We start from the raw sequence: 20229 nt of genomic DNA on the forward strand, positions 1-20229 counted from the left end.
GACACATCTGTGCCCCCAGCGATACGGCACCACAGCAGCATCACAGTCAACTCCATACTCCCCGTCGTATGCCGCCCGTGCACCACGTGGCGCTCCCCGCAAGGGAGTTGCCCACCGGGCCCGCGTCTCCCGTGACCCCGCAGTTGGGAGGCCAGCGTCCAGGGGCAAGATTGCGTCCGCCAGGGTCACCTAAGCGGGCGATGCTGGAAGGAAACCGTGTGAGCCGGATTTCGGTCCGGGGACTTGCAGTGGCCTCGGCCACCGCGGTCACCGCTGTCGGCGCAGTTACAGGTGTGGCCTCTGGCCAGACCGGCACTCCCAACGACGCCGAGGCACTGGTAGGCGACACCACGCTGCTCACGGACATACCCGTGGGCTCCCAGGCCCAGGTGCAGACCGCGTCCCTGACGCAGCAGGCCGATGTCCAGGCCATCGCCGCGGACGCCACCGCCAAGAAGGACGCCGAGGAGTCTGCGCGCAAGCAGGCGGCCAAGGACGCGGTGGCCAAGCAGAAGGCCGCCGAGAAGGCCGAGGAAGAGGCCAAGGCGCGCAAGGCCGCGGAAGAGGCGGCCAGCCGCTCCGCGACGCGCGACGCGTCCAGCTTCCCCCAGCAGGCCTCGTACACGATCGCCGAAGTCCAGGAGATGGCGCGCGCGATCGTCCCGGCCGACCAGTTCCAGTGCTTCAGCAACATCGTGGACCACGAGTCCAGCTGGAACTACCAGGCGGACAACCCCAGCTCCGACGCGTACGGTCTCGTGCAGGCGCTCCCGGGCTCCAAGATGTCCTCGGCAGGCGCCGACTGGGCGACGAACCCGGCCACCCAGATCAAGTGGGGCCTGAGCTACATGAACGACCGCTACGACAGCCCGTGCGGCGCGTGGAACTTCTGGCAGGCCAACCACTACTACTGAGCCGTTCCGCATCTCCCGTGCTCAGTTCTCTCAACCTTTCCGAGCCCCTCACCGTCCTTCGGTGAGGGGCTTCGGCCATGTACGGTCGGACGCGGACCGCAGAGTGAGTGATGGGGGGACGGGGGCGCATCATGTCGCGAGTGCCGCATTGGCTCGGCCGGGTCGGTACGCGGCTGACCGAGATGGGTGAGCGGTTGGACGAACGCCGGGCCGAGGTGGAGAAGGACGACACGGACGACAGCCCGTCCCCGCCGTCACCGGAAACCGCGCCGCCCGCCTCGCCGGAACCCGAGCACGACGAGCCCCCCGCCGCACCCACGACCTCCGTAGCACCCGCCGTCCGCCCCGAACCCGCCTCCGTCGTCCCCTGGGGCGTACGGGTCGCCGCCGAGGCGGGCTGGCGGCTGCTGATCCTCGCGGGGACTCTCTGGGTGCTGATGCGGGTCATCAGCGCCGTCCAACTCGTCGTCTTCGCCTTCGTGGTGGCGCTGCTCATCACCGCGCTGCTCCAGCCGACGGTCGCCCGCCTCACCCGGTGGGGCATGCCGCGCGGTCCCGCGACCGCGCTGACCGCGATCCTCGGCTTCGTCGTGATGGGCCTGATCGGCTGGTTCGTGACCTGGCAGGTCATCGAGAACACCGACCAGCTCTCCGACCAGGTCCAGGACGGCGTCGACGAACTGCGCAACTGGCTGCTCAACAGCCCCTTCCACGTCACCGACAAGCAGATCAACAAGATCGCCGAGAATCTGCGCGACGCGATCGGCGCCAACACGGACGAGATCACGTCAGCGGGCCTGGAGGGCGTCACCGTCATCGTCGAGACGCTGACAGGCATACTGCTGGCCGCCTTCTCGACCCTCTTCCTGCTCTACGACGGCAAGCGCATCTGGGAGTGGACGCTGAAGCTGGTTCCGGCGGCGGCCCGGCCCGGTGTCGCCGGCGCGGGCCCACGAGCCTGGCGCACGCTGACGGCGTACGTGCGCGGCACGGTGATAGTGGCTCTGATCGACGCCATCTTCATCGGCCTCGGCATCTACTTCCTGGACGTCCCGATGGCCGTCCCGCTGGCCGTGTTCATCTTCCTGTTCTCCTTCATCCCGCTGGTCGGTGCGGTCGCCTCGGGCGCCCTGGCGGTCGTGGTGGCACTGGTGACGCAGGGCGTCTTCACGGCGGTACTGGTCATCGTGGTGGTCCTGGCCGTACAGCAGATCGAGGGCCACGTCCTCCAGCCGTTCATCCTGGGCCGCGCGGTCCGGGTCCACCCACTGGCGGTGGTCCTGTCGGTGGCGGCGGGCGGCATGGTGGCGGGAATCGGCGGCGCGGTGGTAGCCGTACCCCTGGTGGCGGTGACGAACACGGTCGTCAGTTACCTCCACTCGTACTCCCAGGCCCACACCCAGGAGACGGCGGCCCTACGCCACGCCCCGCAGCCAAGGGGAGCAACGGCCCTGGGGAGCGCCCCTGAGGGGCCGGAGGCCCCGTAAAGGGGCGCGGGGAACTGCGCGACCAGCCACAGCGAACCCGCAGCTTCCCCACCGGCAAAGTCAGTTGAGCACCTTCAGTGCAGGCCCCAAAGCAATCAGCAACGGAATCAACGGGGCGAGGGCGGCAGCCAACAGCGCCACGGCGCGATACCCCGCGTCCAGCCGAGGCGGCGGCGCCAGCAACCGCTCGACCCGATCCCCCAACTGCCCGCGCGTACACGCGCAGGACAGCACACCCCGATGCCGGTTCAGTTCGATCAGCGCGACCGCGGTCGTACGGTGCCCACACCGCCGCGACGCCGTGTCGTCCGCGGCCAGTTCGACCAGCCGATGCGTCTGGTCCCGGAAGTGCGCGAAGACCGGAACACGCGGGAAGCCACTCGCCAGCGCCTGCGACAGATGCAGCAGCCAGTCGTGACGGGCCCGCGCATGACCGAGTTCATGGGCGAGTACGGCATCCAGCTCATGGTCGGACAGCCGCCGCAACGCACCCGTGGTGACGACGAGTTGAGGCGTGGGCCCGGGCTGCAGCCAGGCGTCGGGATACTCGTCCTCCAACACCAGCAACGGCCCCCGCGCCGCCGGGAACCCGGCGGGCAGATCCGGCGCCCGCTCCCGCAGATGCAGCCGCCGCAGCCGACGCCGTCTGCGCGCCTCGGCGAGCTCCCGCGCGAGCATGGCGACCGTCCAGGCCGCCCCACAGGCCAGCAGCAGCGTCAGGACGGTCAGCCAGACGGGCGCGGGCCCCAGCCCGTACGCGGCGGTGACGGCGTCCGGCGCCGGTGCGAAGGCATGGACCCGTACGGTCCCGAACGCGGCCGTCGCGCCCAGCAGCAGCGCGGCGAGACAGCACGCCAGCACCGTGGCGACCAGGCACTGCCACACCCACAGCCCCAGCACCGGTTCCCGGTCGGGCCAGCCGGCCCGGGTCAGCACGCGCGGCAGGACGGCGGCGGCCGTCAGCGCGACGGCGGCCATCAGCACCAGGACGACGGTCATTGCGGTGGCTCCCTCAATCGGAGAAACACGGTCCTCGCGGCCGGTACGACGAAGGCGGCGACGAACGGGGTGAGGGTCCGCCCATTGTCGGACGTACCGCCTGCCGCGTCCAGTCGCCGGCGCCGCTCGCCCCTCACCGCTCGGCGAGAATCTCCTCCGCGTCCAGCGTCGTGCCGACCGCCTGCACCACCGCCGCGATCCTGAACGCCTCCTGCACGGTCTCCCGGTCGACACCCGCCCCGCGCAGTACCCGCTCGTGCGCGTCCAGACAGGCGCCGCAGCCGTTGACCGCCGACACCGCCACCGACCACAGCTCGGCGTCGGTCCGCTCGACGCCCGGGTCGCCGAGCACGTTCGCCCGCAGCCCGGTGCGCAACCGGGCGTACTCCGGGTCGGAGAGCTGATGGCGGGTGCGGTGGAAGACGTTGTTCATCGCCATGACGGCCGCGGTGGACCGGGCGGCCGTGTACGCCGCCGGCGAGAGCCGCGCCCTGGCCTCCGGGCCCAGCTCGCGCAGCACACGCGGCGAGCGGGACGCGATCGCGGAGACCAGCAACGTGCCCCACAGCTGCTGCGGAGTGAGCCGGGAGCGGTCGACGACCGAACCCAGGTTGAGGCGCAGATCCGCCGCGAAGTCCGGCAGGGCGGACCTCAGTTCCGCGATGCCCATACCCACTCACCACCATTGATCGGGCGAATCACTACACTCTTCCGTGTTGATCCGCGAAAACTATCAGTGGACCAGTGAACACCAGCAAACCATCGGTCGGGAGTCGGGAGTACGGGCATGGCCGCAGCCAAGAACACCGACGGGCGCCGTCGCCCCAGTCTCGCCCAGCTGCGTGCCTTCGTGGCCGTCGCGGACCACCTGCACTTCCGGGACGCCGCCGCCACGATCGGCATGAGCCAGCCCGCCCTCTCGGGTGCCGTCTCCGCCCTGGAGGAGGCCCTCGGCGTCACCCTGGTCGAGCGCACCACCCGCAAGGTGCTGCTGTCGCCCGCCGGTGAGCGGCTCGCCGTACGGGCCCGGGCCGTGCTGGACGCGGTCGGCGCGCTGATGGAGGAGGCCGAGGCCGTGCGCGCGCCCTTCACCGGGGCGCTGCGGCTCGGGGTGATCCCCACTGTCGCCCCCTATCTCCTGCCCGCCGTCCTGCGTCTCGTCCAGGACCGCTACCCGGACCTCGACCTCCAGGTCCACGAGGAGCAGACCGCCGGACTCCTGGACGGCCTCACCACCGGCCGTCTCGACCTGCTCCTGATCGCCGTACCGACCGGACTGCCCGGCATTCTCGAACTCCCCCTGTTCGACGAGGACTTCGTGCTCGTCACCCCCCTCGACCACCCTCTCGGCGGGCATACGGACATCCCGCGCGAGGCGCTGCGCGAGCTGGACCTGCTGCTCCTGGACGAAGGGCACTGTCTGCGCGACCAGGCGCTCGACATCTGCCGCGACGCCGGGCGCGCGGACGCCCCGGTCACCACCACGGCCGCCGGTCTGTCCACCCTCGTCCAGCTCGTGGCCGGCGGGCTCGGCGTGACGCTGCTGCCGCACACCGCCGTCGAGGTCGAGGCGGGCCGCAGCGACCGGCTCCGCACCGGCCGCTTCGCTGTCCCGGCCCCGACCCGCCGGATCGGCCTCGCGATGCGCGCGGGCGCCGTGCGGGGCGCGGAGTACGAGGAACTGGCGGCGGCTCTGCGGGAGGCGCTGCGGCCGTTGCCCGTACGGGTGCTGGGCGACTGAACCGGTCACCGAACCGGTGACCGTTCGGTCAAATGAGCGTCGAACAAAGACCGTTCGGTGACGCTTCGGTGGCGAGAGAATTCAACTTCCGTCAGGTGACGAGACCTCGGCCTGAATATGCGCCCGGACTGATACACATACCCCCTCAGTACTACGCGTCAGGCGTATGTGCGAAATGCCCAGGTGAAATGGCAAGGGGAGTGATGTCGGTCATCCGCGATTCCGTGTCCGAATCCGCCGCCGATTCCCTGGGCCGGATCGGCTACCACGTGCTGCTCAACGCCCTGGCCGAGTGCGGGCGCGAGGAGTTCACCGGGGCGCTGCGCGCGGCCGGCAGCCCCGGCGGGACCTTCCACTTCCGGCGCGGACTCGTCGTCGGCGCCGAGAGCCCGGGTTCGCCGGGCCCCGAGGCCCTGCTGCTGCGGTCCCGCCGGATCAGCGGTGAGGAGTGGGCCGAGCTGGTGCGCGAGGCCGGGGGAGCGCGCTGGCCCGGCACGGAGCTGATCAGGCACGGGTACGCGGGCGCCGCCCAGTTACGGGTCGTCTGCATGATGGCGCTGCGGGACGCCGTCTTCGCGGTCGTCGCCGGCCGCGTGGACACCTGCGAACGCGACCCCGGCGCCGAGGTGCCGGCCCCCGTCCCGGTCGGCGAGGGACCGGTCCGTCTGCTCCAGGACGCCAACCGCAAACTGGCCGCCCTCGCCGCCCTGCCCCACCCGGTACGCCCCAACCGCGAGCGCCCGACCCCGGGTTCGGCGCCGGCCGCCGTGGACGAGGGGCGACTCACCCCCGTACAGCGGGAGTTGATCGCGGAGGCCGACGGCCGTCGCACTGCCCGTGACCTCGCGTTCCGTACCGGTCGGGGGGTGTACACGGTGACGGTCGAGGTGGCGCGGATGCTCGGGGCCGGGCTGCTGGAGTGCGCCGAGGGGGCCGCGCCCCTGCCGGTCGTACGGGTGTCGGCGGAGGGCCTGCGGCAGCGCACGCCGCCCCCGCCGGTACCTCCTCCGTCGCCGCCCCCGCCTCCACCGCCCGTGCCACCCCCGTACGTCGACCCCGCGGTCGTCACCGCGCTGGCCGCCGTCCTCGCCTCCGACGCGCAACCGGTACCGAAAGGTCCTGCTCCCGCACTGCCCCGCCGGGATCCCGGCGCCAGTGGCATCACCGAATCTCTCGCCCCGGAAAAGCGCGGGACGAGCTGGAAAGGGTTCTTCCGCCTGCGGAACGGAACTCATGGAAATTCATAGAAGCCCATAGGGGAGTTGAGTACATGGACCACAAAGCGTTGGCCATGGAAATGCGCGACCTGCGCGAAAAAGTAGACGGAATCACCGACACGGCCCTCGCAGCCACCGACGGACTGCTGATAGCGGCGGACACCGCCGAGTCGATCGACCCCGAGGGCCTCGCCGCCCTCGCCGCCGCCGGACTCGGCCTCGCCCGCCGGGCCGCCCAGGCGACCGGCCGGGGCACCCTGCGCCAGACGGTCACCTACGGCAGCCAGGGCTGCGCCGCCTTCTACGCCGTCGGGGACACCGCGCTGATGGTCGTACTCGGCGACGAGGGTGTCGACCTCGACCGGCTGCACCGGGCGACCCAGCCGGCGCTGCGGCGCATCGGGTCGATCCTCACCGCGACGGACTCCTCCGTGGCGACCGAAGGAGTGTGAAGGAAAGGATGGGGACGAAACGCATGACCACAGGTTTCTCCGACCAGGTCATGAGCCTGGTCAAGGCGCTCCGTACCGATGCCCCCGAGTGTGTCGCCTCGGGTGTGGTCGACATGTCGACCGGGATGCTGCTCTCCTACGAGACGGTCGACAACCATCCGCCCGAGGTGCTGGACCTGCTGGCGGGCGCGACCCTCGACCTGTTCCAGGGCCGTACGGTCGTGATGATCGAGGACGTGTTCAAGGAACGGCGGGGTACTCAGAGCGACCAGCACTTCTTCCAGGAGATCCTCGTCAACAGCGAGAACCTCACCCATCTGTTCGTGCGGCTGAACGAGCAGCAGGACGTCGTCGCCGTGGTCGTCTGCCGCAAGTCGGTCAACGTCGGGATGCTCTTCGCCCAGGTGCGACGGGTGGTCAAGGAGTACAGCCTCTGAGCGGAACGAGCGGAACGCCGACGGGCCCCTCGGGGGGAGGGGCCCGTCGGCGGGCGTGCGCGGGGAGGGTCACTCCGTGCGCAGGCCGTCCGCGCGCATCAGCCGCAGCAGCGGCGGCAGGCTCAGCAGCGTCACCAGGAGGACGACTCCCGCGCCGATGCCGGTCATCGACAGTACGGCGGTCCAGTCGACGTGGACCGACGTGCGTGTCATCTTCAGCAGCACCACACCCAGGGTCAGCCCCACGCCCGACGCCGGCAGCAGCCCCAGCCCGATCGGGATCGCCGTCTGCCACAGCACCGACAGGCTCAGTGTGCGCCGCCGGGTGCCGAAGGCGACCAGGGACGACAGCAGCTTCCTGCGTTCGCGCAGCTGCTCCAGCTGGGAGACCAGCAGGCTGATGCCGATCAGCAGCAGGACACAGGCGGAACCGACGAACAGGCCGGTGCGGATCGAGTCGAACCGCTTGGCGCGGTTGGTCTCCGTCCAGGTCATGGGCTCGCCGAGACGGTCGATCCGCGCCGTCGCGTTCCGGACCAGGTCGCGGGCGTCCGCCACCTTGGGGTCGAGGCCGATGTAGATCACCCCGGAGGAGTTCGCCATGATCTCCTTGGGCAGGGCGCCCGGTGTGGCGAGGATGCCGCCGCGCTCGACCCCGGCCGGGTCCTCGATCATGCCGGCCTGCTGGATGTTCCCCGGTACCGTCCAGGCGACCGGCGGGTGCTCGCCCCAGTCGTAGGACGCGCTGACGTACAGCGTGCTGCCGGGCTTGAGCAGTTCGGGCGAGTCCCTGTCGTACGTCTCGCCGCCCCGCACGACGAAGGAGTCGCCGTCGCGGCAGGAGGGGAGCCGGCCCACGTCGCGCAGCGCCGCGCAGTCCCCGACGGTCACCTCGATGAACTCCTGCGGGTCCTTGGCCTTCTCGCTCGCCGTAGCGGGGGTCAGCACGGTGACCTTCCGGACCCCCTCGGTCTCGGCGAGCCGTCGGCCCGTCGCCACGAGCGGCACACCGTCCGACGGGGTGAGTTCCATCTGGGCCCGGCTGAGGTCCTGGTCCGAGTCGGTCGTGTAGCCGACGGAGACCCCGGTGAAGAACATCTGGAGTGCGATCGCCCCGGCCACCGCCACCGCGATGCCGTTCACCATGCGGGCCGCCGTACCGCTGCTCAACTGGAGCCGTCGGACGGCCAGTTGCCAGGAGAGGCCGCCGGAGCCGAGCCGGGCGACCACCGCCTCGATGACCCAGGGCAGGAGCGCGGTCACTCCGACGAGCAGGAGCGTGACACCGGTGATGACGAGGGCGTCGTTGAACTTCCCGCTGCGACCCTGCCCGATCATGGGGTAGAGCGCCGCGACTCCGCCCAGCGGCAGCAGCAGCCGCCACCACAGCCGGCGGCGCGGGGGCCGGGCCGTACGCACCACGCCGAGCGGTTCGATGACCACACCGCGCAGCGCGAACAGGGTGACCAGCACCGCGGCCACCGGCACGGCGACCGCGACCAGGAGGGCCAGCGCGGGCGCCGGATTCAGATCACTGGGGAACACGCTGATGTCGAGGACGGTGATGTGACCCGCGGCCTGACGGCCGATCAGGAAGAAGACGGCGCCGAGGACGAGCCCGACCGCCGCGCCCGCGAACGCCTCGCCGGCGGCCATCCGCCGGGTCATGGCACCGTCGGCCCCGACCAGCCGCAGCGCGGCCAGCCGCCGGTCGCGCCGCTCACCGCCGAACCGTACGGCCGTGGCGATGAAGACGCCGACCGGCATCAGCAGTACGACGAAGATGACGAGGGTGAGGAGGAGCAGGATGGGGTCCATCGCCTCGGAGGTCTCCAGGAGCTCTCCGAACCGGTCGATCCGCGTGACCGTACCGCTGCTGAGGTGCTCCGCGAGGTCGTCGGCCCCCCGGTAGAAGGCGAGTTCGGCCGGTCCGACGAGCCCGCTGTCGCCGATGGTGCCGACGATCCGGTCCGGCAGCCGCTCGCGCAACAGCTTGCCGTCGGCCGACTTCAGCAGCCGTTCGAGAGCCGGCGAGACGAGCATCTCCCCGACCGCGGGGAACTCGTCGATCCCCGGTGGCAAGGGCGCTCGTGGCCCCTCGGGGTTGAGCTCCCGCCCGTATATCTCTTCCGCGCGGAAGGTCGTGTCGGCCTTGGCGACGATCAGCGTGTCGTCGGCCTTCGTCAACCCCGTGTTGACATACATGATGCTCGCACGGTCGTGCGAGCGCTCGCCCCGGGTCGACAACGCGCTCGGGATGGCGGTCGTCAGCAGCAGCAGCGCCACCCCGAGCCCGACCCCGACGGCCGTCAGCAGGACCCGCATCCACCCCTCACGCCCGCCCGAGAAGGCGAACCGGACCCCCATGCCCAGGTCCTTCGTCCTCCCCCACGCTCGGCTTCGCTCGCGCGGGACGTGCCCCCTGCGCACGCTCATACGACGCGCTCCATGTCCCGCGACTTGCCGTCCCGTACGACGATCTCGCGGTCCGAGTAGGCGGCGACCCGAGCCTCGTGCGTGACGAGCACGACGGCCGCGTTGGTCGACCGGGCGGCCTCGGTGAGCAGCTCCATCACGCGCTCGCCGTTGAGCGAGTCGAGCGCGCCCGTCGGCTCGTCGGCGAACAGCACCCGAGGATTGGTGACCAGCGCCCGCGCGACCGCGACCCGCTGCCCCTGCCCGCCGGACACCTCGCCGGGCCGCTTGCCCTTGAGGTCGTCGACCTCCAGCCGCTCCATCCAGGACAGCGCGGCCCGCTCGGCCTCCTTGCGGGAGGTCCCGTTGAGCCGCAGCGGAAGGGCGACATTCTCGACGCACGTCAGTTCGGGAACGAGCTGCCCGAACTGGAACACGAACCCGAACTCGGAGCGCCGCAGCTGACTGCGCTGGGCGTCGCCCATCCCGGCCAGCTCACGCCCGTCGTACGTGATGGAGCCGGAGTCGGGCGGCACGATCCCGGCGAGACAGTGCAGCAGGGTCGACTTGCCGGACCCGGACGGGCCCATCACGGCGACGACCTCGCCGGGGTGGATCGAGAACTCGGCGCCGTCGAGCGCGGTGGTCGGGCCGTAGGCCTTGCGCAGCTCGCTCGCGGCGAGCAGGGAACCGGGAGGAACAGTGGTCATCGTGCCGTCACCGCCAGAGCGAGCTTGTCGAGACGCGCGGCGGTCAGTTCCAGCCAGCGCAGATCGGCTTCGAGATGGAACAGGGCGTGGTCGCAGACGAGCTGGTCGGCGAGGTCGCCCTTGCGCTTGCGCTCGGTCAGGATGCGCATCATCCGCAGATGCTCCGAGCGCTGCGTGTCGAGGATGTCACCGGCGTTCCGGTGCGTGAGCAGTGCGAGGACGACCTTGGTGTAGAGGACCGACTGCAGATACGGCTCGGGCTTCTCGGGCGTCGCGAGCCACCGCTGTACGTCGGTGATCCCGGCGTCGGTGATCGCGTACCGCTTGCGCTCGGGCCCGTCGCCGGCCTCGATCCCGTCGACCTCGACGAGCCCGTTCTTCAGCAGCCGGGACATCGTCGAGTAGACCTGCCCGTAGTGCAGCGGGCGATCGTGACCGAACTTCTCGTCGAAGGCCCGCTTCAGGTCGTAACCGTGCCGGGGGCCGGACTCCAGGAGTCCTAGAAGGGTGTGACCGATGGACATGGGCAGGACTATACACAGTGGGTATACGTGGTGTGTATACCCACTGTGTATAGGGTCGGAGCATCTCAGCCCGTCCGGCGTTTGAGGACGAGGCCGTTCAGGCCGACGGGGGTCTGGGGGCGGAGCCCCCAGGGGGACGGCCACGACGCGGAATGGGGCCCGCTTCCCCAGGCAGTCGACCCGCCTCCGCCAACGCCCGCCGCAACACGAACTCGATCTGCGCATTGGCCGAGCGCAGCTCATCCCCCGCCCAGCGGGCCAGCGCCTCGTACACGGCGGGGTCCAGCCGCAGCAGCACCTGCTTGCGCTGCTGCTGCGGGCGGCGTGCGGGGCGCTCGGGTTCTTCGGCCGCCGAACCCCCGGAGGGAACACTCACTGGTAAAGGGACCCCGTGTTCAGTACGGGCTGCACCGCGCGGTCACCGCACAGCACCACCATCAGGTTCGACACCATCGCCGCCTTGCGTTCGGAATCCAGCTCCACGATGTCCTGCTCGGTGATCCGGGCGAGCGCGGCCTCGACCATGCCCACCGCGCCGTCCACGATCTGCCGCCGCGCCGCGACGACCGCCCCCGCCTGCTGCCGCTGGAGCATCGCCGAGGCGATCTCGGGAGCGTACGCGAGGTGGGTGAAGCGGGACTCGATGATGTGGACGCCGGCCGCCTCCACGCGCGCGTGCAGCTCGACGGCCAGCTTCTCGGTGATTTCCTCGGCGTTGCCGCGCAGCGAGAGCCCGTCCTCGTCATGGGCGTCGTACGGGTACTCGATGGCGATGTGCCGGACGGCCGCCTCGGTCTGGGTGGCGACGAACTCCAGGAAGTCGTCCACCTCGAAGCTGGCCTGGGCGGTGTCCTGGACCTTCCAGACGACGACGGCGGCGAGTTCGATCGGGTTGCCGTAGGCGTCGTTCACCTTGAGGACTGCGGTCTCGTGGTTGCGTACCCGCGTCGAGATCTTCGAGCGCGAGGTGAGCGGGTTCACCCAGCGCAGCCCGTCCTCGCGGATCGTCCCCCGGTACCGCCCGAAGAGCTGGACGACCCGGGCCTCGCCCGGCGCCACCATGTTCAGGCCGCACATGGCGATGAAGGCGGAGAGGCTGATCAGGATGCCCGGGACGATCAGGGCGGCCTTGGCGCCACCCCCGGTCACCGCCGTCGCGGCGACGATCATGCCGACGCCGATCACGACGCCCAGCAGTCCCATCAGCAGGGCGAGTCCGCCGCCGATGCTGTGGGCCTGGAACTCCCGGACCTGGGGATCGGGCATGTCGGGCAGATCGGTCGTCGGTGTGGAGTCGTGCGTGGTCATGGGTGGTGCCCCCGTTTCTCGGCTGTCACGGCCGGAGCCTAGCAAGTTTCTAGCTAAGTGATATCACTTTAGCGGCTTCGGCAACCTTCCGCAGCCCCTGGTAGTCGGTTCCAGTGGGGCTGGTGCTGATTGTCACGTCCGTAAAACACCGGATCGGAATCTCGTCGGCTTGTCCGACGGTGTTAGTTTTCGGAGCTGACCTGTGCCACGAACCTGTGTGACGTACGAGACGTAACACAAGAAGGAAGCGGAGCGAAGCGACCCATGGGACGAGCGGAAGAGAGACGAGCGCGGCAGCATCGCGGTGGCCGCCGCGCGGCGCCCAAGCGCTCGACCAGAGACGCGGCGACCGAGACCGAGGCCCCCGGGACCGAGAGCGCGACCGGCACGGCCACCGCGACCGCCACCGTGACCGAGCCCATGGGCAGGGCGGCGAGCAGGGCGGCGGCACGCGGCAAGGGTGGCAAGGCGGGCAAGGACGGTAAGAAGGACGGTAAGAGTCTGCTGCGCCGGATGTTCACCTGGAAGAAGATCCTCGGCGCGTTCTTCGGCTTCATCCTGCTCGGCATGGGTGCCTTCGTCGTGCTCTACGCGATGATCGACGTGCCCGCGGGCAACGCCGCCGCGGAGAAGCAGAGCAACGTCTACAAGTACAGCGACGGCACCGTCCTCGCCCGTACCGGCACGGTCAACCGCGAGATCGTGGACCTGGCCGAGGTGCCCAAGAAGGTCCAGCTGACCTTTGTCGCCGCCGAGAACAAGTCCTTCTACAAGGACAACGGCGTCGACTTCAAGGGCACCGCCCGAGGTCTGATCAACACCCTGTCCGGCAAGGGCAAGCAGGGTGGTTCGACGATCACCCAGCAGTACGTCAAGAACTACTACCTGGACCAGGACCAGACCGTCACGCGCAAGCTGAAGGAACTGGTCATCTCGCTGAAGGTGGACCGCAGCAGGTCCAAGGACTACATCCTCGCCGGCTACATCAACACCAACTACTACGGCCGCGACTCCTACGGCATCGAGGCCGCCGCGCAGGCCTACTACCGCGTCGACGCCAAGAAGCTCACCGTCGAGCAGGGCGCGTACCTCGCCGCACTGCTCCAGGCGCCGAGCCAGTACGACTGGGCCGTCGCGTCCCCGACCGGCAAGAAGCTGGTCACCGCCCGCTGGAACTACGTACTCGACAACATGGTCGAGGAGGGCTGGCTCGACAAGACCAAGCGCGACGCCATGAAGTTCCCGGTGCCGAAGGACCCGAAGGGTGTCCCCGGACTGGAGGGCCAGACCGGCTACCTCGTCGACGCCGCGAAGGCCGAGCTGGCCAAGCAGCTCGTCGCCCAGGGCACGGCGGACGACACCAACAGCGCGAACGCCCTGGTCGACGCGGGCGGCTGGACGATCACCCTCAACATCGACCGGAAGAAGCAGACCGCGCTGGAGTCGGCCGTCAAGAGCCAGCTCACCAGCAAGCTCGACGCGAAGAAGCGCAAGGTCGACGGCAACGTCCAGGCCGGCGCCGCGTCCGTCGACCCGAAGACCGGGCGGGTGCTCGCGCTGTACGGCGGCGTCGACTACTTCAAGCACTTCATCAGCAACGCGACCCGGCGTGACTACCAGCCCGCGTCCACCTTCAAGCCGATCATCCTCGCGGCGGCCATGGAGGAGAAGGCGCGTACGCAGGACGGCGATCTGATCGACCCGGACACCGTCTACGACGGTACGAGCGGCCGGCAGGTCGTGTCCGACGGCAAGAAGGTCGGCTTCGGCCCGCCGAACGAGGACGACCAGGACTACGGCGACGTCACCGTCCAGGAGGCGATGAACAAGTCGATCAACTCGGTGTTCGCGCAGATGGGCGTGGACGTCGGGATGTCCGAGGTCATGAAGGTCGCCGACGAACTCGGCCTGGACACCGAGGGGTTGCAGGCGGTGCCCGCGCAGACCCTCGGCACGATGGGCGCGAGCCCGCTGGAGATGGCCGGCGTCTACGCCACCCTCGACAACCACGGCCGCAAGGTCACCCCGGCCGTCGTGAAGTCGGCCGAGCACAAGGACCGCACGGTCGACATGCCCTCCCCGCTGGGCAAGCAGATCATCACCCGCGAGGCCGCCGACGCGGTCACCTCGGTGCTGACGGGCGTGGTCGACGACGGTACGGCCCGGGTCTCGGTGGCCCAGGCGCAGAACCGCAAGGGCCAGCAGGTGGCCGGCAAGACGGGTACGTCCGACGAGAACAAGTCGGCCTGGTTCACCGGCTACACGCCCGGTCTGGCCACCTCGGTCGGCCTGTTCGGCGAGGACACCAAGGCCAACAAGCAGGTCACCCTGAAGGGCGCCACGGGTCTGATCCAGGCGGGCGGCGGCCGGATCAACGGCGGTGGCTACCCGGCGAAGATCTGGGCGACGTACACCTTCGGCGCGATGGGCAAGGTGACCAAGTTCGACCTGGACACCACGTTCGGCGCGGGCGTGAAGCCGACGGCGTCACCGACCCAGAGCTCCTCGCCGTCTCCGTCGTCGTCCCCCACGCCCACCCCGACGCCCACGCCGACCCCGACCCCCACGCCCACGCCGACCCCCACGCCGACCCCGACCCCCACCCCGACGCCGACCCCCACGCCGACCCCGACCCCCACGCCGACCCCCACGCCGACGGGCGGGATCACTCTGGATCCCCCTGATCCGGGCGACGACCAGTAGCCACTGGCCACGGACGGTACGAGAGAGGGGGCTCCCGGTGATCACCGGGAGCCCCCTCTCTCGTACAGACACTTACACGTGACCGCTCACGTCCGGTTCAGCTCGAACCAGACCACCTTCCCGGTGCTCAGCCGGGTCGCGCCCCAGCGCCGGGCCAGCCGGTTGACGAGATACAGCCCGCGCCCGCCCTCGTCCGTGGCGCGCGCCTGCCGCAGGCGCGGCAGCTGCGGCACGTCGTCGCCGACCTCGCAGCGCAGTACGTCGGTCCGCAGCAGCCGGAGGGTGATGGGCCGCGACGCGTAGCGCACCGCGTTCGTCACGACCTCGCTGACGAGCAGCTCCACCGAGTCCGTCAGGTCCTCCAGACCCCAGCGGGACAGCGCGCGCCGGGCCAGCCGGCGGGCCCGGCCGGGGGCCGCGTCCTCCGGGTCCAGGTACCAGTACGCGACATCGCTCGGCGCGATGCCGTCGAAGCGGGCGGCGAGCAGCGCGATGTCGTCGTCCCGGTCGCCCGGGCCGAGCATGTCGAGGACCTCGTCGCAGAGGGCTTCGAGGGGCGGCGGATGGTCCGGGCCGGTCAGCTGGGCGGTCGCGGCGAGCTTCTCGCGCAGCTGCTCTATGCCGGTCCAGACGTCCCGCAGCCGGGACTCGACGAGGCCGTCGGTGTAGAGGAAGAGGGTGGCGCCGGCGGGCGCGTCCAATTCCACGGCCTCGAAGTCGACTCCGCCGACGCCGATGGGCGCGCCGGACGGCACCCGGAGCACCTCGGCCCGGCCGCCCAGGTGCAGCAGGACGGGCGGCGGATGGCCGGCGTTGGCGATGGTGATCCGGTGGGATACCGGGTCGTAGACCGCGTACAGGCAGGTCGCCATGCGGTCCGTACCCAGCCGCTGGGCCTGTTCGTCGAGGTGGTGCAGGACCTCCTGCGGGGGCAGGTCGAGCCCGGCGAGGGTCTGCGCGGTCGTCCGGAGCTGGCCCATGATGGCCGCGCTGGTCATGGAGTGCCCCATGACGTCGCCGACGACGAGCGCGACGCGGCTGCCGGGCAGCGGGATCGCGTCGTACCAGTCGCCGCCGACGCGGGCGGTCTCGGCGGCCGGGAGATAGCGGGACGCGAGCCGCACGCCCGTGGGGCGCGGCAGGGTCTCCGGGAGCATCGTGCGCTGCAACTCGTCGGCGATGTAGGCCTCGCGGCCGTACAGCACCGCCTTGTCGATGCCGAGGGCGCTGTGCGTGGCGAGCTGGGCGGCGACGAGGAGGTCGTCCGTCTCGAACGGGATCCGCTCCGGGCGGCGCAGGAAGAGCGCGGCGCCGATGACCCGGCGCCGGCCGCGCAGCGGGGCGAGGATCGCGCGCTGGCCGTCCGGTACGTCCAGATCGCAGCCCTCGCCGAGCAGTTCGGGCAGGGCGGCGCGGGCGGCGGGCGCGTCCGCGAAGACGGGCCGTACGCCCCGCAGCACCTCGGCGAGCGCGCCGCCGGGACGCACCTCGCACAGTTCGGCGCTGACCGGGGACAGTTCGGGCGGCTGCTGGGGGACGGCGGAGGTGGCCAGGAAGCCGTTCTCGGTGTCCCGCTCCTGCGGCAGCCGGTCCGTACGGCGCAACCGCAGCACCAGCGGGCCTGTGGGCCGCTCGTCGCCCACGGGCAGCGGGTCGCGCAGATAGACGAGGATCGTGTCGGAGAAGGTCGGCACGGTGGCCCGGCACAGCCCCATCACGATCTCGTCGAGGTCGATGCCCCGCGCGATCCGCCGGGTGGCCGCGCCGACGAACCGCAGCCGGTCGCCGTCCCGCCGCATGGGCAGGGGCGTGCCGGTGGGGCTGCCCTGCCCGGAACGCCGCTCCTTGCCCACGAGGGCACCCGTGGTCGGGTCGATGTCGAGGGCGTTGGCGGACGGGTCGGTGGCCGTGTGGTTCTCGGCGCCCGGCTGGGCCGGGATGCTGTCCGGTGCCGGACGCGGGCGGTGCGAGTCGGGGCCCGTGGAGGACGGCTGGTCGGGCTGCGAGTGCTCGGGGCCCGGGGTGGCCGGCGGTCCGGTGGGGTTGGGGCCGGTGGAGCCGGACGTACCGGTACCAGTACCCGAGCTGGATGCCATCGCGCCTGTTCCCGCCTCTGTTCCCGCTGTTCCCGCGTCGTGCGCGGTCCTACCGGTTGTACCGGCCGTACCGGCGCCGCCGACGGTCTCGGGGCTCTCGGAGCCTGTCACGGAGCAGACGGCGGCCTCCGGTCCACCGGTGCCCCCGCCCTGCCCTGTCGTCTGCTTCGGCAGAGGCAGAGCCGCCGCCTCCGGGGAACGCAGAAGCGCCCCGCGGGTGTCCGCGGGGGTGTCCGGCCGGCCGGTGCCCGGCCGACTGCGCTCGTGCGAGGTGGGTTGCTCCGTCACGCGTGTCGAATCCATCCGTCCGGGGCTGCGCGCTGTACACGCAGTTGGTCCCGCCGACTTCCCGATACCCGGTATACGTGCCCCAGGAACGGAAAACCGGCGTGGTCAGAGGTTGTTCCTGATGCACCGGCGAGCCCTGGTCGGCCCGGACCGGTGTTGCCCTCGTACCCCTCGCTCACGTCCTGCCGCCCCTCGGTGACGTATGGTCAAGCCCAGCGCATGTTCCGGGAGTTACGGTTGTGCGCCCTTGCGGAGGACGATCCTACGGTTGCGTACCGGGGGCGCATCAAGGGTCTCATGACGACATGTGCGCGGGCGTACGGTCCCAGTCCTCCGGCAGTGACGGTACAGCCCAGGACGGATCCGGTCGCCAGTGCTGCCAGCCATCCGCGAACGGAGCCCCCCAGGCACGGATGACCTCGACCGCCGAATGCCCCGCTTCCCTTACCCGTTCGGCGAGTTGGGCGTCCATCAGACCGGCCTGCTGGGCCTGCGCGAACTCGTCCTCGTCACGCCACTCCCAAGTCCGGTCGGGATTCACGGTGATGTCGAGGAAGTGGTCCTCGGAATCGACCCCGCCGGCCCAACGGACCAGCGGTTCCTCCAGGTTCACGTACCAGTTCTTGAACTGCCAGCCCGGTTCCCAGAACAGCCACACCGACCAGGGTTCACCGGGCCGCGCGAGCTTCAGCACCCCGGTGCCGAACCAGCGGTCGCGCTGCACGGTACGGGGCTTGGTGTACCGCGACTCCAGCGGCTCCACGTGCACGGGGGTCCCGTCGGCGAGCACGGGCTTGACGCACTCGGTACCCGGGGCCATCCAGACGGCCAGCACCTCGGAATCATCCCGTACGACGGTGACGGGACGCGCGATGTGGAAGCGGTCGCCGGAGTTCTCACGGTACCGCCACAGAATCTGACTGCCGGGGGACCAGTACGCCGCCGATCCGCCCGCTTCCACTCGTCTCACCGCTCCGTCGTCTGTCATGAAGAGATATTAGGTGCCCCCGGCATACGACGCTGCGGCGCGCGTCACGGTTCTCGCCAGTGGCCGAATGACGTTACGGGCGCGTCATCCGCAGGACATCAAGCGCCGTGTCGAGCTGCTCGACGCTGAGATCACCACGCTCCACATACCCACCCTCCAGGACGACTTGGCGAATCGTCTTCTGCTCGGCGAGCGCCTTCTTGGCCACCTTGGCCGCTTCCTCGTACCCGATGTACTTGTTGAGCGGTGTGACGACGGAGGGCGAGGACTCGGCGTACTCCCGGGCCCGCTCCCGATGGGCGACGATCCCGTCGACGGTCCGATCGGCGAGCAGCCGCGAGGCATTGGCGAGCAGCCGCACGGACTCAAGAACATTCTTGGCGATGACAGGCAGCATGACATTGAGCTCGAAGTTCCCGGCGGCACCGGCGGTGGTGACGGTGAGGTCGTTGCCGATGACCTGCGCGGCGACCATGAGCACGGCTTCGGGAATGACCGGATTGACCTTGCCGGGCATGATGGAGGAGCCAGGCTGAAGATCAGGGAGGCTGATCTCGGCAAGCCCGGTCCGAGGCCCCGAGGCCATCCACCGAAGATCGTTGGCGATCTTGGTGAGCCCGACGGCGATGGTCCGAAGCTGCCCCGAGGTCTCGACGATCCCGTCCCTCGCCCCCTGTGCCTCGAAATGATCGCGGGCTTCGGTGAGAGGCAACCCGGTGGCTTGGGCCACCTCTTCAATGACGGCGGCGGAGAACCCGGGAGGCGTGTTGATGCCGGTCCCGACGGCGGTGCCGCCGAGGGGCAGCTCGGCGAGCCGGGGCAGGGAGGCGCGGAGCCGTTCGACGCCGTACCGCACCTGAGCGGCGTACCCCCCGAACTCCTGTCCGAGCGTCACGGGAGTGGCGTCCATGAGATGGGTACGCCCCGACTTCACGACGTCGGCGAACTCCTCGGACTTGCGGGTGAGGGCGTCGGCGAGGTGGTCGAGGGCGGGGATCAGGTCACGGGTGACGGCGGCGGTGGCGGCGATGTGGATGGAGGACGGGAACACGTCGTTGGAGGACTGCGACGCGTTGACGTGATCATTGGGATGTACGTCTTTCCCCAACCGCTCACTCGCAAGGGTGGCGATGACCTCGTTGGCGTTCATGTTGGACGAGGTACCGGACCCGGTCTGGAACACGTCGACGGGGAAGTGAGCGTCCCAGTCCCCGGCGGCGACTTCATCCGCCGCTTCCTGGATCGCACCGGCGATGTCCTTGTCGACGACACCCAGCTCGGCGTTGACCTTGGCGGCGGCGCCCTTGATCCGGGCGAGGGCCTCGATGTGCGCACGCTCGATGCGTTGCCCGGAGACGGGGAAGTTCTCGACGGCGCGTTGGGTCTGGGCCCGCCATTTGGCGTGGACGGGGACGCGTACTTCGCCCATGGAGTCGTGCTCGGTGCGGTACTGGCCAGTGGTTGTCATTCGTCGTACCTCCGGAGTGGACAGCGTGGGGTTGGAGGGACGTATTCCCTTGCGACCAGGGCTGCGTTTCTTTCGCCCCCGCCGCCCCTACCCGTTCCCATCCTCGGGGGCTACGCCCCCGAACCCCCGCAACGGCCCTGAACGGGCCTTGTCCTCAAACGCCGGACGGGCTGAGCGGGGACGCGGACCGACACCGAAGGATCAAGCCCAGGCCAACGGCCTCCAGCCCTGGCCCAACCGTGTCCAGCCCGCCCGGAAGGAGGCATCTTAACCCATTCGGAGGCATTCCAGCCGGTCCGACGCCTGAGGCCAAGCGCGCACGGCGCACCTCTCCCCACCCGCCCTCACCACACTTCAGCGCCGGGCCGCGCCACCCAGCCCGCCTCTTCCCACCCGCCTTCACCGCACTTCGGCGCCAGGCCGCGCCACCCAGCCCGCCGGGTGTTGAGGGTGACCGTGTCCAGCCTGTCTCTTCCTACCCG

17 protein-coding genes are annotated in these 20229 nt (G+C 70.3%); 7 read left to right on the forward strand and 10 right to left on the reverse strand.

Going from position 1 to position 20229, the window contains the following annotated elements; translation table 11 throughout:
- Positions 1–200 precede the first annotated feature (200 nt).
- Positions 201–914, forward strand: a complete 714-nt coding sequence (locus ACFYXF_RS45225) for a transglycosylase SLT domain-containing protein (RefSeq protein WP_389358957.1) — start codon at positions 201–203, stop codon at positions 912–914.
- A 131-nt stretch (positions 915–1045) separates the two neighbouring features.
- The gene (locus ACFYXF_RS45230) at positions 1046–2401 is read left to right on the forward strand and encodes an AI-2E family transporter (protein ID WP_389358959.1); all 1356 of its coding nucleotides are present in this window, start codon (positions 1046–1048) and stop codon (positions 2399–2401) included.
- A 60-nt stretch (positions 2402–2461) separates the two neighbouring features.
- Here ACFYXF_RS45230 and ACFYXF_RS45235 read toward each other — a convergent pair whose 3' ends face one another.
- Together ACFYXF_RS45235 and ACFYXF_RS45240 are read right to left on the reverse strand one after the other, a co-directional pair.
- Complete coding sequence (locus tag ACFYXF_RS45235) at positions 2462–3400, reverse strand: M56 family metallopeptidase (protein WP_389358961.1); 939 nt, start codon at positions 3398–3400, stop codon at positions 2462–2464.
- A gap of 133 nt (positions 3401–3533) precedes the next feature.
- Complete coding sequence (locus ACFYXF_RS45240) at positions 3534–4070, reverse strand: carboxymuconolactone decarboxylase family protein (protein WP_389358963.1); 537 nt, start codon at positions 4068–4070, stop codon at positions 3534–3536.
- A 117-nt stretch (positions 4071–4187) separates the two neighbouring features.
- On the opposite strand from ACFYXF_RS45240, the gene ACFYXF_RS45245 reads away from it, so the two are divergent.
- The 4 genes from ACFYXF_RS45245 to ACFYXF_RS45260 all read left to right on the forward strand — a co-directional run bounded on the left by ACFYXF_RS45245 (position 4188) and on the right by ACFYXF_RS45260 (position 7247).
- Entirely contained in the window at positions 4188–5141 is a 954-nt protein-coding gene (locus tag ACFYXF_RS45245) for a hydrogen peroxide-inducible genes activator (RefSeq protein ID WP_389358965.1), read from the forward strand.
- A 224-nt stretch (positions 5142–5365) separates the two neighbouring features.
- On the forward strand, positions 5366–6388 hold the full coding sequence (locus ACFYXF_RS45250) for a MarR family transcriptional regulator (RefSeq protein WP_389358967.1): 1023 nt from the start codon (positions 5366–5368) through the stop codon (positions 6386–6388).
- Positions 6389–6411: 23 nt separating this feature from the next.
- Complete coding sequence (locus tag ACFYXF_RS45255) at positions 6412–6810, forward strand: roadblock/LC7 domain-containing protein (RefSeq protein ID WP_389358969.1); 399 nt, start codon at positions 6412–6414, stop codon at positions 6808–6810.
- Between the two features lie 8 nt (positions 6811–6818).
- On the forward strand, positions 6819–7247 hold the full coding sequence (locus tag ACFYXF_RS45260; RefSeq protein ID WP_389358971.1) for a hypothetical protein: 429 nt from the start codon (positions 6819–6821) through the stop codon (positions 7245–7247).
- Between the two features lie 69 nt (positions 7248–7316).
- Here the strand turns inward: ACFYXF_RS45260 and ACFYXF_RS45265 are convergent, their stop codons facing one another.
- The 5 genes from ACFYXF_RS45265 to ACFYXF_RS45285 form a co-directional block, all read right to left on the reverse strand.
- Positions 7317–9614: an FtsX-like permease family protein gene (locus ACFYXF_RS45265; RefSeq protein WP_389358973.1), complete on the reverse strand. Its 2298-nt coding sequence runs from the start codon at positions 9612–9614 to the stop codon at positions 7317–7319.
- A gap of 65 nt (positions 9615–9679) precedes the next feature.
- Complete coding sequence (locus ACFYXF_RS45270; RefSeq protein ID WP_389358975.1) at positions 9680–10372, reverse strand: ABC transporter ATP-binding protein; 693 nt, start codon at positions 10370–10372, stop codon at positions 9680–9682.
- Positions 10369–10896 carry a PadR family transcriptional regulator gene (locus ACFYXF_RS45275; protein ID WP_235475137.1) on the reverse strand — a complete coding sequence of 176 codons (528 nt, stop codon included), beginning with the start codon at positions 10894–10896 and terminating at the stop codon, positions 10369–10371. Before ACFYXF_RS45275 ends, ACFYXF_RS45270 begins: the two co-directional genes overlap by 4 nt.
- Positions 10897–10993: 97 nt before the next feature.
- A complete protein-coding gene (locus tag ACFYXF_RS45280; RefSeq protein WP_389358978.1) occupies positions 10994–11272 on the reverse strand; it encodes a hypothetical protein in 279 nt (92 codons plus the stop codon).
- A complete protein-coding gene (locus ACFYXF_RS45285; RefSeq protein WP_389358980.1) occupies positions 11269–12204 on the reverse strand; it encodes an SPFH domain-containing protein in 936 nt (311 codons plus the stop codon). The genes ACFYXF_RS45280 and ACFYXF_RS45285 overlap by 4 nt, the downstream gene beginning before the upstream one ends.
- 264 nt (positions 12205–12468) lie before the next feature.
- Here ACFYXF_RS45285 and ACFYXF_RS45290 point away from each other — a divergent pair, with 264 nt between their 5' ends.
- On the forward strand, positions 12469–14907 hold the full coding sequence (locus ACFYXF_RS45290; protein ID WP_389358982.1) for a transglycosylase domain-containing protein: 2439 nt from the start codon (positions 12469–12471) through the stop codon (positions 14905–14907).
- An 86-nt stretch (positions 14908–14993) separates the two neighbouring features.
- Here the strand turns inward: ACFYXF_RS45290 and ACFYXF_RS45295 are convergent, their stop codons facing one another.
- The 3 genes from ACFYXF_RS45295 to ACFYXF_RS45305 all read right to left on the reverse strand — a co-directional run bounded on the left by ACFYXF_RS45295 (position 14994) and on the right by ACFYXF_RS45305 (position 19747).
- Positions 14994–17291 (reverse strand): SpoIIE family protein phosphatase, encoded by a 2298-nt coding sequence (locus ACFYXF_RS45295; protein WP_389358984.1) that lies wholly within the window; start codon positions 17289–17291, stop codon positions 14994–14996.
- A 295-nt stretch (positions 17292–17586) separates the two neighbouring features.
- The gene (locus ACFYXF_RS45300) at positions 17587–18279 is read right to left on the reverse strand and encodes a DUF402 domain-containing protein (RefSeq protein WP_389358986.1); all 693 of its coding nucleotides are present in this window, start codon (positions 18277–18279) and stop codon (positions 17587–17589) included.
- Positions 18280–18352: 73 nt separating this feature from the next.
- Positions 18353–19747, reverse strand: a complete 1395-nt coding sequence (locus ACFYXF_RS45305; RefSeq protein WP_389358988.1) for a class II fumarate hydratase — start codon at positions 19745–19747, stop codon at positions 18353–18355.
- Between the last annotated feature and the right edge of the window lie 482 nt (positions 19748–20229).

Origin of the sequence: Streptomyces sp. NPDC002680 (genome assembly GCF_042889145.1) — a bacterium.
In the GTDB taxonomy this organism is placed as follows: Bacteria; Actinomycetota; Actinomycetes; order Streptomycetales; family Streptomycetaceae; genus Streptomyces; species Streptomyces adonidis.